The organism is Bifidobacterium magnum, from assembly GCF_000741255.1.
In the GTDB taxonomy this organism is placed as follows: domain Bacteria; phylum Actinomycetota; class Actinomycetes; order Actinomycetales; family Bifidobacteriaceae; genus Bifidobacterium; species Bifidobacterium magnum.
In genome coordinates this window covers 166,567-179,620 of the sequence record NZ_JGZB01000003.1, presented here as the reverse complement: position 1 = coordinate 179,620, position 13,054 = coordinate 166,567, and the positions used below count along the sequence as shown (strand labels likewise).

The following is a 13,054-nucleotide window of genomic DNA, read 5'->3' as shown; positions in this document are numbered from 1 at the left end:
CGGCAACTCGACGCACACCATGCGGAATCGGTGCATGCGTATATAAAAAGCCGCCCCGGCGAACCGGAGCGGCCATACAAGCGGTTGGAAACGGCCCGATCAGTAGATCGTCACGTCCACAGCTTCGAACTCGCCGGAATCCAGCAGAGCTTCCAGATCGGCCGGACCCGTCAGGATCACCTTGGCGGAACGAACGAGCATGAGGTTCATCTTCGCGCCCGGCTCCATGCCCTCGTTGTACAGGTACACGGGCTTGCCCAGCGCATAGGCATAGCCGATTTCGAACAGCGTGCCCGGATCATCATCCACGAGGTTGGCGATGATGGCCTTGGAGTTGCGGATGGCCTGCACATCCTTGGCGAACACGGCCTTGCCGCCATCCTCGGCGATGCTGTCCTGGCCGCCGGCGAAGCGCGGCATGAACAGCTTCTTGTGGCGATCCTGCAGCACCTTTTCGAGGCGTTCCATGCTCTCCACCTCGGTGTTGGTGAAGAACGGGCCCGCTACATAAAAATCGTAAATGGGTTCGGAAGAAGTGAACTCCACATTTTCATCAATAAGTGTTTCCATGACTCCATTACACAGCGTGCCCCGCACAAACGCGTGTCGAATGCGCTATTGGCAATAATCGTCATGGCGCACGATGCACACCGCGGTCTAAACTGTCCCACGGATTATTGCGGGCACCCATGCGCTTGTGTCGCATCGTGCGCGATCTGTATCGAAGATGAGGAAAAAGTACGTCATGAATGAAGAAGCGATGGACGGCGCCACCCGTCTCGAACACGACTGCATCGGCGAAATGGAAGTGCCGGCCAATGTGTATTGGGGCATCCACACGCAGCGCGCGCTCAACAATTTCACGGTGTCGGGAGTTCCCGAGCAGCGCCATCCCATGCTTATCCGCGCCTACGCCATGATCAAACGCGCTTGCGCGCGCGCCAACGCCGAGCTCGGCCTGATCGACGCCACGAAGGCGCATTACATTGAGCAGGCGTGTCTCGAGATCGAGGCGGGCGATTTCAACGACCAGTTCCCCGTGGACGTGTTGCAAGGCGGCGCGGGAACGTCGATGAACATGAACATGAACGAGGTCATCGCCAACCGTGCGCTTGAACTGGCCGGACACAAGCGCGGCGACTACGCCTACATCCACCCCAACGACGACGTGAACCATTCGCAGTCCACGAACGACACGTTCCCGGCCGCATGCAAAATCGCCATCGCGCTCGAGCTCAAACCGCTTATCGAGAGCTGCGACCGCTTGCGCCGCGCATTCCACGACCTGGCCGACAAGCATATCCATTCGGTCAAGCTCGGCCGTACGCAGCTGCAGGACGCCGTTCCCATGACCTACGGCCAGGAGTTCCACGCGTTCGCCAGTTTCCTCAAGCTCGACTTGCAGGCGTTGCGTTCGCTGACGGGAACGCTGTGCGACCTGAATTTGGGAGCCACGGCCATCGGCACGGGCATTTGCGCGGACCTGCGGTTCCGCGAGACGGCCACGCGCATGCTCGCCGAGATTACGGGACTGCCCGTATACGCCGCGCACGATCCCGTCGCTTCCGTCACGGACATGAGCGCGTATATCGCGGCCAGCTCCGCATTGAAGAATCTCGCGATTCACTTAAAGAAGGCCGCCGACGACCTGCGCCTGCTCAACTCGGGCCCGCGCGCGGGATTCGAGGACCTTATGGTGCCGGCGCGCCAGGCGGGCTCATCGATTATGCCCGCGAAGGTCAACCCCGTGATCCCCGAGTGCGTGGACCAGTGCTGCTTCATGGTGTTCGGTATGGACGTGACGGTCAATTGGGCCGCCGCCGAGGGCCAATTGCAGCTCAACGCTTTCGACCCCGTGATCGTCCACGAGATCTTGACGGGCATGGCGCTGCTCGGCAACGCGATGGACATGTTCCGCACCAAGTGTGTGGAGGGCATCGAGATCAACGCCACGATCGGACGCATCTACGCCGAGGAATCCCCGTCCCTGTCGGCCGCGCTCAACGACGTGATCGGCTACGAGGCCGCCGCGCGTATCGCCAAGGAAGCCGTGGAGCAGCATCGCACGATCCGCGACGTGGCCGGCGAACGCACGGACACCCCGCCCGAGAAGCTCGACTATCTGCTCGACGTGGTGCGCCTGTCGCGCAAGCTCGGGCAGACGTGCCGGGAAGTCGGCGATGGTGACGAACGGTAACCCCAAAAAATATGATTATTATCACCTAAGATAATGTGATTTTCATCATATGAAGACGGCCGAAGCAGTCCAAATGGCGGACTCTTCGGCCTCCTTTTATTTCAAAGTCTTGAAATGTCGCGACAAAATCTTCACAATCGGCTATATGAGAGAGACTTGCGCACCATCCCGACCGTTCACAGTTCGGACATGCCCGCTGCACCGCGACGCCACGATACGCGCGATCGGGCTGGACGAACGGCACCGGTTCCGCATGCTGGAACTCGGGTTGCGCGAGGGCAGCGTGATCCGCGTGATCCAGCGGTCGAATTTTAGCGGACGCGTGGTCGCCAAAGGCGCCGAGCGCATCGCACTTGACGGGCAGACGGCCGCCAGCATCACCGTCACCTTGAACGACAGCACGAACGAACAGTAGGAGCCACCATGAGCGAATCATGCCACGACGACCACCGCCGCGGACTGGCGGTTCTGCTGCCCCAGCGTCATGCGGACGACCATATGGAGCATGAACAGTCCGACTGCGCATGCCATCCTGGTGCAAACCATGCCGGAGCCCCCTCGCCGCGCATCGTGTTTATCGGCAATCCGAATGTGGGCAAATCGTCGCTATTCAACGCGATTCTCGGCACCAAGGCGCGCGTCATGAACGCGCCGGGTACCACCGTGCTGCTCGAACGCGGCACATACGAGCATGACGGCCAGTCATGGGACCTGGTGGACACGCCCGGCACCTATTCGCTGCTGCCCATCTCCCCCGACGAGCAAGTGGCCGCAGAAGCCGTGATGGGGCTCGAGGGCAATCCCGACCCCGACTTGGTAGTGGCCACGTTGGACGCCACGAATATCGCGCGCTCGCTGTATTTCCTCGCGCTCGTGTTGGAACTGGGGCGCCCTACCGTGGTGGCGCTGACGATGAACGACCTCGCAGCCAAAAACGGCGCGCATGTGGACGCGAAACAGCTCTCGCGTGCGCTGGGCGGCCTTCCCGTGGTGGAAGTCGACGGTCGCACGGGCAAAGGCGTGCCCGAGCTTATGGACACGATCGCCCAAAGCTTCCACGGCACACCGATGCCGGGCGGATTGCATCCTGTGAACCCACATACCGTGGACATTGAACAGTGGGTAGAAGGGCGCGCCGACGAACGTTTCGACTGGGCCGCATGCGTCATCGCCGACATCGATCTTGACAACCGCGACGACGTGACATTCTCCGACCGCATCGACCGGCTGATGCTTAATCCCGTATTCGGCATACTCGTATTCCTGGCCGTCATGTTCCTCGTGTTCCAAGCCACCACATGGCTGGCGGGCCCCATGCAGGACTGGATTGACGGGACGCTTCGCGAATGGATCACCACGGGCATCACCAGCGTGTTTGCGTTGTTCGGCCCACACGCCACGGATTCCTGGGTCTACGGACTGCTGGTGGACGGCGTGCTTGACGGCGTGATCACCGTGGCCACGTTCATTCCGCCCATGGGCATCATGTTCCTCTGTCTGTCGCTGCTGGAAGATTCGGGGTATCTGGCGCGCGCGGCGTTCGTCATGGACCGCGCCATGCGCATGGTCGGGCTCGACGGGCGCGCGTTCCTGCCCATCGTGATCGGATTCGGCTGCAACCTGCCGGCCCTGGCGGCCACGCGCACGCTGCCCGATTCGCGTCAGCGCGTGCTTGTCGGCATGCTTATTCCGTTCTCGTCGTGTTCTGCGCGCCTGAGCGTGTATATTGTGCTCGCCTACGCGTTCTTCCGTGAACAGGCCGGACTTGTGGTGTTCCTCATGTACGTGTTCTCGGTGCTGCTGATTCTTGGCGTGGGCATCATTTTGCGCAAAGTCAAGTTCCGTTCGCTGGCTCCCGAACCGTTCGCCATGAGCCTGCCGCCTTACCAGTGGCCGCGGCTTGTGGTGCTTGTGCGCTCGATTCTTACGAAACTGTGGGGCTTCGTGCGCGGCGCGAGCAGCATCATTGTGACGATGATCGTGTTCATGTGGATTTTGCAAGGTATTCCGGCCGCCGCCAACGCCGGCTCGTTCGGCAAGGTGGAGGACGTGCACCAGTCCGTATACGGTGTGGTCGCCGATTCCGTGGCGCCCGTGTTCAAGCCGGCCGGATTCGACAACTGGCACGCTTCGGCCGCGCTGCTGACAGGATTCGTCGCCAAGGAAGTCGTGGTCGGTTCGCTCGCCCAGTCCTACAACGTGAATACGGGAGACGAGACGGAGCAGGCGCAGGGCGAGGGGTCGCTAGGCGCCGCCCTCAACCATTCGTTCAACGAATCCTCGGGAGGCCACGGCAAAGCGGCCGCCGTCGCGTTCCTGCTCTTCACGCTGGCGTACACGCCGTGTCTGGCCACGGTCGCGGAACTCAAACGCCAGTTCGGCGGCAAAATCGCCATGCAAACGGTGGGGCTCGGCCTCGTAGTCGCCTATATTCTCGCCGTACTCGCGTTCCAGATATTGCGGTTGGTGATGTGATGGGAGCGTTCCGTAGCACCAAACCGGCCGGTTCTGGCACATCTCACGTATCCGGCTCCCGCGATTCCCTCTCTTCCGCGCGCACGTCCGCTTCCGGCGCTCCGCACATGCCGCGCCGCGGCATTGTGACCCAAGTGGTCGACGACTTGGCGGCAGGCATGACCGTGGTGGAATGCGCCGAGAAACACCGGCTTCCGCGCGATTTCGTGGAGCAGATCGTGGACCACGCCCGCAAACGCGGATCGCTGAACATGGTGGCGCTCAGCGCCGAATCGGGATGCTCGACGGGCATGTGCGACCCGGATCCCGATTCGCTCGTGTGCGCGGGATGTCCGCTCGTGCCCGCGGCGTCGGGACGGCGCGCGACGATCCGTACGCTACTTTGCCGCAAACTGAATGCTCACAAGGCGCGGCGCATTAATATATGAACCATGAGTGAATCATCGACCACGCCACGGCATGAGGAAAGCCCGTGGCACAATCCGCTGCGTGATCCGCGCGATTTGCGATTGCCGCGTATCGCGGGTCCGTGCAGCATTGTGATTTTTGGCGTGACGGGCGATTTGTCGCGTAAAAAGCTGTTGCCCGCCATTTATGATCTTGCCAACCGCGGCCTGCTGCCGCCGAGCTTCGGTCTGACGGGCTTCGGCAGGCGCGACTGGACCCAGGAACAGTTCTGCGAGTTCGTCAAGGAAAACGTGAAGGCCCATTGCCGTACGCATTTTGACGAATCCACATGGAGCCAGTTGGCCAAAGGCATCCGTTTCGTGCAAGGCAACTTCGAAGACGCCTCGGCCTTCGAACGTCTCAGCACCACTGTGGCCGAACTGGACCGCGACCGCGGCACGCGCGGCAACCATGCGTTCTACATGTCCATTCCGCCGCGCGACTTCGAGGTGGTTTCGCGTCAGCTGGCCAACTGCGGTTTGGCGCACTCTCCCGAGGGTTCCTGGCGCCGCGTGATCATCGAGAAGCCGTTCGGACACGACCTTCAAAGCGCGAAGGAACTCGACAAGCTTGTCGCGGAGGTGTTCGACCCGCAGTCCGTGTTCCGCATCGACCATTATTTGGGCAAGGAAACCGTGCAGAACCTGCTGGCGCTGCGTTTCGCCAACGCCATGTACGAACCGATCTGGAACGCCAACTACGTCGACCACGTACAGATCACGATGGCCGAGGATATTGGCGTGGCGGGACGCGCCGGCTATTATGACGGCATTGGCGCGGCACGCGACGTGATCCAGAACCATTTGCTGCAGCTGCTTGCGCTGACGGCTATGGAAGAGCCCGTCTCCTTCTCCGCCGCGGATTTGACGGCAGAAAAGACGAAAGTGCTTTCCGCAGTGCGCCTGCCGCACGATCTGGCCGCGCATACGGCCCGCGGCCAGTACGCGGCCGGATGGCAAGGCTCCCAGGAAGTCATCGGCTATCTGGAAGAAAAAGGCATCAACCCACATTCCACCACGGAAACCTACGCGGCGATCCGCCTCGACATCGATACGCGCCGCTGGGCCGGAGTGCCGTTCTATTTGCGCACGGGAAAGCGTCTGGGACGTCGTGTGACGGAAATCGCCGTGATTTTCAAGCGCGCCCCGCACCTGCCGTTCGAGTCCACGGCCACGCAGGAACTCGGCAAGAATGCCATCGTGATCCGCATCCAGCCCGACGAGGGCGTCACGATCCGCTTCGGCTCCAAGGTTCCGGGCGGCACATCGATGGAAGTGCGCGACGTGTCGATGGACTTCAGCTACGGCCGTTCGTTCACCGAGTCGTCCCCGGAAGCGTATGAGCGCCTGATTCTCGACGTGCTGTTGGGCGACCCGCCGCTGTTCCCGACCACGGAAGAAGTCAATTTGTCGTGGAAGATCCTCGATCCGATCGAGGACTTCTGGTCCACGCTTGGCCAGCCCCAGCCCTACCGCGCCGGAACATGGGGACCGGAAGAGGCCGTAGAAATGCTGGCTCGCGACGGCCACCGTTGGAGGATGCCATGATCATTACGATGCCGGATACGCAAACCGACGAAATTTCCGACAAGCTCAACGACTTGCATGAGGAGCGCGGCGAAGCCGTGCTTGGCCGCGTGCTCACGCTCGTCATATCCACTACGGCCGACGAGCTCGAGCATGCGCTGCGCGTGGCCAATGACGCGAGCCATGAACATCCGTGCCGCGTCATCGCCATTGCGCCAAGCACGCGATCGCTGGACGACGACATGGAAAACCACACGTTCCTGGACGCCGAGCTGCGCATCGGCGCGGACGCGGGAGCCGGGGAAATCATTGTGCTGCGTCCGCGCGGCGGCCTCGTGCATCATCAGGACACGCTCGTGATTCCACTGCTCGTTCCCGATGCGCCCGTAGTGGCCTGGTGGCCTACGGAGGCGCCCGCGAACCCGTCCACGGACCGTCTGGGAGCCATGGCGACATGCCGTATCACGGACGCGTTGCGCTCCTCGAACCCCATGCGCACGATGAGCGATTTGCGCCGCAACGCATCGCCCAAGAACATGGATTTGTCATGGACGCGCATCACGGTATGGCGCGCCATGCTCGCCTCGCTGCTTGACCAGCCGCCGCACATGCCGATTCAGTCGGTCAAGATTACGGGACCGGCCGATTTCCTGCCTACCGATCTGCTCGCCGCATGGTTGCGCCTGTGCCTCAACGTGCCCGTAACGCTTGTCGACGAACCGGACGCCACGGCCGTAACTGGAGTCTATCTGACGCGCGCCGATGGCGGTGTGATCAGCCTGGAGCGCCGCCCCGCCGACGAGGGCCTCGCCACCGTCCATATGCCGGGTCAGGCCGAACAGGGCGTGGCCATGCCGACCAGAACGCTCAGCGAATGCCTGAACGAAGAGTTGGGACGGCTCTACCCCGACGAGATCTACGCCCAAGTGGTGGGCAAAGGTTGGGATCTTATTCGCCCGTGACGATTTGTGGCGCATCCGCTCATGCGGGTGCGCCACACTGGTAAGTGGCATCGTGCGCCTGAGGCCGCACGACATTGCATCGACGCTGCGTCGATATTGCATCATGCATTGTTGAATCGTTATTGAATTGTTGAAGGGGATGCGCCGAAATGAAGGCATCGCGAAAACTGATTGTGTACCCGACCCAGCGACTGGTGGCCACGGCCGTGGCCGAACGCCTGTTGCTGCATATGAACGATCTGCTGTGTGCGGGCAAGGATCGTGTGAACATCGCCGTGACGGGCGGTACGGACGGCAACGCCATTTTGCGCGCGTTGGGCACGAGCGAACTGGTGCGCGTGGTGGACTGGTCGAAAGTCCATGTCTGGTGGGGCGACGAACGTTTCGTGCCGCGCGAGAACGAAGACCGCAACGCGCTGCAGGCGCGCGACGCCGTATTTGACGCGCTCGTGCAGCAAGGCCTGATGAGCGAGGCGCAGATCCATGAGATGCCGGCCGACCCGCGCACGCCGCAGGAAATCGAAGAGGCCAATGACGAGGACAACATCCGTCTGCTCGCCGATGCGGCCGCAATGTACCAAGAGGAGCTGGAAAGTGAAATCGGCCCGGAAGCCGCCATGGACGTGGCAATGTTCGGACTGGGCCCCGACGGGCATTTCGCATCCTTGTTCCCCGACCGCCGTGAAGTGCTGATCGACGACCCTGAAGTGCTCGTGACGGGTGTGGCCGATTCGCCCAAGATGCCGCCGCTGCGTTTGTCGTTCACCGTGCCGATGATCGCGCGGTCCGCCCAGACGTGGATTTGCGCGACGCGCGAGCAGAAGGCCCAGGCTGTGGCCCACACGTTCGAACAGGTTGACGACGTGTCCTATCCGGCGTCGTTCGCGCGTTCGACCGAGCAGACGCTGTGGCTTGCCGACCCGGCGGCGGCCTCGCTGGTGTGCCACTGAGCCGCGCGGCTTCAAGACATACCGCCCAATATAAAAGCGGGGGAACGGAAATATTATCCGCTCCCCCCGCTTTCATATGGTCTTTACCGCATCAGGCCATCTTGACTTCCGGCTCGCCCGTTTCGGTCCACAGCACGTGGAACGTGCCGTCTTCATCCACACGCTGGTAGGTGTGGGCGCCGAACAGGTCGCGCTGGCCCTGGATCAGGCTGGCTGGCAGGCGCTTGGAGCGCAAGCCGTCGAAGTATGCGAGCGACGAGGAGAACACCGGGCACGGAATGCCGTGCTTGACGGCCTGCGCCACCACATCGCGCCATGCGTGCTCGCAGGACTCGATGGCGTCCTTGAAGTACGGGGCGAACAGCAGCGAAACGTCCGCGGCGCCCGACTCGAAGGCGTCGGAAATGCGGTTGAGGAACTTGGCGCGGATGATGCAGCCGGCACGCCAGATGCGGGCCACGGCGGCCAGGTCGATATCCCAGTCGTATTCCTTGCCTGCGGCCGTGATCTCGTTAAAGCCCTGCGCGTAGGCCACAATCTTCGACGCGTACAGCGCCTGGCGGATCGCTCGATAAAGGCTTCGCGGCTGTTCTCGTCCACATCGAAAGCGGCGTGGGGGGCCCTTGAACTGCTGCTTCTGGGCTTCTTCACGCAGCTCGGTCTGGCTCGACAGACCGCGTGCGAATACGGCTTCGGCGATGCCCGTAACCGGCACTCCCAGCGACAGGGCCGTCTGCACGGTCCACGTGCCCGTGCCCTTCATGCCCGCGTGGTCGAGGATCACGTCGACAATCGGCTTGCCCGTCTTGTCGTCCACCTTATGCAGGACCTGGGCCGTGATCTCGACGAGGTAGGAGTTGAGGTCCGTGTTGTTCCACTGGTCGAACACGTCGCCGATTTCCTGCGGCGTCATGCCCAGTCCCCTGCGCATAAGGTCGTAGCTTTCGGCGATGAGCTGCATGTCGGAGTATTCAATGCCGTTGTGGACCATCTTCACGAAGTGGCCGGCGCCGTTGGGGCCGATATGCGTCACGCACGGCGTGCCGTCCGGCGCCTTGGCCGCGATGGCTTCGAGAATCGGCTTAAGCGACTTCCAGGATTCGTCGGATCCGCCCGGCATCATGGACGGTCCGAGCAGGGCGCCCTCTTCACCGCCGGAAACGCCGCAGCCCACAAAGTGGATTCCCTTGGCGCTGACTTCCTTCTCGCGGCGCATCGTGTCCTTGAAGTAGGCGTTGCCGCCGTCCACGATGATGTCGCCCGGCTCCATGTACGTGCACAGCTCGTCGATCACGTCGTCGGTCGGCTGGCCGGCCTTGACCATGATGATGGCCATGCGCGGCTTTTCGAGGCTGGCCACAAATTCCTGGACGGTCTTGGCCGGCACGAACTTGCCCTCGTCGGCGTATTCGCTCATGAAATGTTCGGTACGCGCGTACGTGCGGTTGCACACCGCCACCGTGTATCCGTGATGCGCCAGGTTGCGCGACAGGCTCGCGCCCATCGCAGCCAGTCCGACCACACCAATGTTTGCTTGTGCGCTCATATATGCCTCCACAATTAGCGTCACCGGAGCGTTCCCGTCCCCGGCAGATTCCGCTTTCAAGTCTAGCGGGAGTCGAGACCGCCACAAGAGCGCCATATGACCGTTTTTTCGATAGCCGAACTTCACCGCATCAATTCACATTTCACGGCGCCCGCGAATACGGTGACCCCTAGAACCAGCTGCGCGACAGCGCCCCCGCCAGCGTACGGTGCGTCACGACGCGCTTGCGGTTCCCGTCGACCACCAGCGCCTGGTCGTTGCGCAACGGAATGAACGGTACGGGAGCACAGGTCGGGCATGCGCCAGAGCTCGGCGCATACTTGCCGTACAACCGCAAAATATCCTTCGCCTCCGCGCCCATCATATGCGAATCCACATGCGGTACCACGGCGCCTTGAATGAGACTAAGCCCGCATGTCGACTCGAGCCTCGGCGCCTTGTCCCGCGCATCCATGAGTCCGATATAGGAGATGTCGGGGGCCGCGACCACCGACCCGGCCGACTCGCCCACATACGGCACGCCCTGCATCACGCGCTCGCGGATAATGTCGGCCGCGCCCGACTCGCGCAGTTCCTGCAATAAATAAAAGGTATTGCCCCCGCACACATAGAACATGTCCGCGGAACGCAAGATGTGCGCGGCGCGGCGGTATTGCTCGCACTGGCGCGTATCGGAAAATCCGTCCCCGACACTGGAACGGGCGGGAACACGTGCCACGTCGAGCACATGCACACGCATGCCGAGCATGCGCAAGCGTGCGGCCATGAGCCGGCCCGCTCCCCCATACCGCTCGGCGTAACTGGCGGTCGGAATGAAGGCCACCGATTTGCCGCGCGGCTCGCGTACCAGCGCACGCAAAGCGGGCGTCACGGCGAACATCGACGACGCGAGCAACAGCCTCATGGGAGGACGAACCGACATATCACTGCCTCCTACCGGTCGCGGCATATCAAAGTCGAGCCGAATCCACAATTTCCATAACGATATCCATCATCGTTCCATGCAGCGTTCTAAAATTCCTAACTGATCATTTTCTGTAAATTCCATGTGCATTTGTGTGATATTCCTCCTATTTCGGCGGCCATGCCCGCATAAAGACCCTATAAAAAAGGAACGGATGCGCGTTTCTTGACGGATCGTGGGTAAGGTGGAGTATTCAACGCAACGATCTATGACGATCCGCATCGGAGAGAATTATGAACAAGTCCGCCGCACAAGGCGACACCACGGACACGCGAACCGTGGCAACCAAAACTACAGCCGTTGAGCAGGGCGTAACTACGGGACGGCGCACATTGAGCGCGCACCAGCGCACAATCGTGGCCATTACGTTCTTCTCCATGTTCTTCGGCGCCGGCAATCTCATTTTCCCGCCATACGTAGGGGCGCTCGCGGGGAACGCCAGCCTGGGCGCGCTGGTCGGATTCATCATTTCCGCGGTGAGCCTGCCCGTGCTCGCCGTTGTCGCCGTAAGCAAGGCCGGCGGCTTCGCGAACATGGCGGGGCGCGTCTCCCGCATTTTCGCGGTGGTGCTGGCCGTGGCCATCATTCTTACGATCGGCCCGCTGTTCGCCATTCCGCGCGGCGCCTCGACGTCCTATGAAATGATGGTGGCGCCGTTTGTGGGCGCGGACAACCATGTGGTGGCCCAGCTCATCTACTCGGCCGTCTTCTTCATTCTGTCGTTCATCGTGGCGCAGCATCCCGAGAAACTGTCCAAAGTGCTCGGCAAAGTCATGGGCCCGATTCTGCTGATTATGATCGCGATTCTCGTGATCGTGTGTTTCTTCATCCATCATCCCGCGTTTAGCGCGCCGACGGGCGACTTCAAGGCGCACCAGTTCGTGACGGGTTTCCTTAACGGCTACCAGACGATGGACATGCTGGCTGGCGCGTATTTCGGCATTGTCATTTCCGCCAATATCGGCGCGTTCGGCGTGAAGAACGAGAAGAAGAACCATCATGAGGTGGCGTTTACGGGCTGCCTCGCCGGCATCATGCTGGCCGTGGTTTACGGAGCGCTCGGTTTTGTGGGAGCCGTGTCCGGCTCGCTGTTCCCCATCTCCCCCGACGAGACGGGCGCGACCGTACTCACCAATCTCGCCAAGTCCGCGTTCGGCCCCGTGGGCATCGTGTTCATCGGCATCATTTTCGTGGTCGCCTGCTTCAACTGCTGCACGGGCCTGCTCAGCACCGTTTCGTCGTTCTTCCATGAGCAGTTCCCGACGGTGTTCGGCAAGAAGGTGAGCTACCGTGCCTGGAGCGTGCTGTTCACGGTGGTGGCGTTCATCATTTCCAACGCCGGCCTGTCGCTGATTATCCAGCTGGCCGCGCCGATTCTTGAAGCGCTCTACCCGATCGCGATTGTGCTCGTGATCCTGACGCTGCTGCACAAGAAGTTCACGTCGCATTATCCGCGCATCTATTTCTGGTCCGTACTGTTCACGACGATCGTGTCGCTGTGCTCCTGCATTCTTGCGTTCGTGCATATGGCGGGCGGTTCGATTCCGCCGCTGGAGCACGTCATGTCGATTATTCCCGGGTACGGCATGTCGCTCGAATGGATTCTTCCGGCCTTCGTGGGCGCCGTGATCGGCTTCGATTTGAGCATGTTCCACCGCAACTGGAAGCGTGACGAGGAGGACCCGCATGTGGTTGCGGCCCGTGAGGCCAAGAAGCAGGCGGCGCTTGATTCGCTTATGCAGTCGGGCCGTGTGATCCGCGACGGTTCCGACGAGGACGACGAAACGGATACCGGTAATGAGACCGACGAGGAAGCGGCGAAGGACGAAGGCGTAGATGCACCGGATACTTCGCAGACTCCGGACACCGGAGGCGCTGCGGATACTGCAGATACTGCGGATACTACCGCCACTACGAAATAGTCATTCCTTCTGCATTTTGAGACAGACACGCCGAGGTTTATGTCTCAAAATGCAGAAGATGGTGT

General features: G+C 61.5%; 10 protein-coding genes and 1 pseudogene. 8 read left to right on the top strand and 3 right to left on the bottom strand.

Going from position 1 to position 13,054, the window contains the following annotated elements; translation table 11 throughout:
• Positions 1-99 precede the first annotated feature (99 nt).
• The gene (locus BMAGN_RS02745) at positions 100-570 is read right to left on the bottom strand and encodes a nucleoside 2-deoxyribosyltransferase (protein WP_022859188.1); all 471 of its coding nucleotides are present in this window, start codon (positions 568-570) and stop codon (positions 100-102) included.
• 175 nt (positions 571-745) lie between these two features.
• On the opposite strand from BMAGN_RS02745, the gene BMAGN_RS02740 reads away from it, so the two are divergent.
• The 7 genes from BMAGN_RS02740 to pgl all read left to right on the top strand — a co-directional run bounded on the left by BMAGN_RS02740 (position 746) and on the right by pgl (position 8,557).
• Positions 746-2,197: an aspartate ammonia-lyase gene (locus BMAGN_RS02740; protein ID WP_022859187.1), complete on the top strand. Its 1,452-nt coding sequence runs from the start codon at positions 746-748 to the stop codon at positions 2,195-2,197.
• 145 nt (positions 2,198-2,342) lie between these two features.
• Complete coding sequence (locus tag BMAGN_RS08040) at positions 2,343-2,612, top strand: FeoA family protein (protein WP_081640839.1); 270 nt, start codon at positions 2,343-2,345, stop codon at positions 2,610-2,612.
• A gap of 8 nt (positions 2,613-2,620) precedes the next feature.
• Complete coding sequence (gene feoB, locus BMAGN_RS02730) at positions 2,621-4,672, top strand: ferrous iron transport protein B (RefSeq protein WP_022859185.1); 2,052 nt, start codon at positions 2,621-2,623, stop codon at positions 4,670-4,672.
• The gene (locus BMAGN_RS07830; RefSeq protein ID WP_022859184.1) at positions 4,672-5,100 is read left to right on the top strand and encodes a hypothetical protein; all 429 of its coding nucleotides are present in this window, start codon (positions 4,672-4,674) and stop codon (positions 5,098-5,100) included. The genes feoB and BMAGN_RS07830 overlap by 1 nt, the downstream gene beginning before the upstream one ends.
• A gap of 3 nt (positions 5,101-5,103) precedes the next feature.
• On the top strand, positions 5,104-6,666 hold the full coding sequence (gene zwf, locus BMAGN_RS02720) for a glucose-6-phosphate dehydrogenase (RefSeq protein ID WP_022859183.1): 1,563 nt from the start codon (positions 5,104-5,106) through the stop codon (positions 6,664-6,666).
• A complete protein-coding gene (locus BMAGN_RS02715; RefSeq protein ID WP_022859182.1) occupies positions 6,663-7,607 on the top strand; it encodes a glucose-6-phosphate dehydrogenase assembly protein OpcA in 945 nt (314 codons plus the stop codon). Before zwf ends, BMAGN_RS02715 begins: the two co-directional genes overlap by 4 nt.
• Positions 7,608-7,756: 149 nt before the next feature.
• A complete protein-coding gene (pgl, locus tag BMAGN_RS02710; RefSeq protein ID WP_022859181.1) occupies positions 7,757-8,557 on the top strand; it encodes a 6-phosphogluconolactonase in 801 nt (266 codons plus the stop codon).
• A 91-nt stretch (positions 8,558-8,648) separates the two neighbouring features.
• Here the strand turns inward: pgl and gndA are convergent, their stop codons facing one another.
• Positions 8,649-10,103: an NADP-dependent phosphogluconate dehydrogenase gene (gndA, locus tag BMAGN_RS02705; protein ID WP_034250288.1), complete on the bottom strand. Its 1,455-nt coding sequence runs from the start codon at positions 10,101-10,103 to the stop codon at positions 8,649-8,651.
• Between the two features lie 169 nt (positions 10,104-10,272).
• Positions 10,273-11,025, bottom strand: a complete 753-nt coding sequence (locus BMAGN_RS02700; protein ID WP_238548747.1) for a Type 1 glutamine amidotransferase-like domain-containing protein — start codon at positions 11,023-11,025, stop codon at positions 10,273-10,275.
• A 275-nt stretch (positions 11,026-11,300) separates the two neighbouring features.
• On the opposite strand from BMAGN_RS02700, the pseudogene brnQ reads away from it, so the two are divergent.
• Positions 11,301-12,701 (top strand): annotated as a pseudogene (gene brnQ, locus BMAGN_RS02695) (branched-chain amino acid transport system II carrier protein); the annotation flags it as partial.
• Positions 12,702-13,054: the final 353 nt, after the last annotated feature.

Excerpts from the sequence above, each read along its gene's own strand:
- zwf (WP_022859183.1), top strand. The coding sequence starts at position 5,104 with ATGAGTGAATCATCGACCACGCCACGGCATGAGGAAAGCCCGTGGCAC.
- BMAGN_RS02715 (WP_022859182.1), top strand. The coding sequence starts at position 6,663 with ATGATCATTACGATGCCGGATACGCAAACCGACGAAATTTCCGACAAG.
- gndA (WP_034250288.1), bottom strand. The coding sequence starts at position 10,103 with ATGAGCGCACAAGCAAACATTGGTGTGGTCGGACTGGCTGCGATGGGC.
- BMAGN_RS02740 (WP_022859187.1), top strand. The coding sequence starts at position 746 with ATGAATGAAGAAGCGATGGACGGCGCCACCCGTCTCGAACACGACTGC.
- pgl (WP_022859181.1), top strand. The coding sequence starts at position 7,757 with ATGAAGGCATCGCGAAAACTGATTGTGTACCCGACCCAGCGACTGGTG.
- BMAGN_RS02700 (WP_238548747.1), bottom strand. The coding sequence starts at position 11,025 with ATGTCGGTTCGTCCTCCCATGAGGCTGTTGCTCGCGTCGTCGATGTTC.
- feoB (WP_022859185.1), top strand. The coding sequence starts at position 2,621 with ATGAGCGAATCATGCCACGACGACCACCGCCGCGGACTGGCGGTTCTG.
- BMAGN_RS07830 (WP_022859184.1), top strand. The coding sequence starts at position 4,672 with ATGGGAGCGTTCCGTAGCACCAAACCGGCCGGTTCTGGCACATCTCAC.
- BMAGN_RS08040 (WP_081640839.1), top strand. The coding sequence starts at position 2,343 with ATGAGAGAGACTTGCGCACCATCCCGACCGTTCACAGTTCGGACATGC.
- BMAGN_RS02745 (WP_022859188.1), bottom strand. The coding sequence starts at position 570 with ATGGAAACACTTATTGATGAAAATGTGGAGTTCACTTCTTCCGAACCC.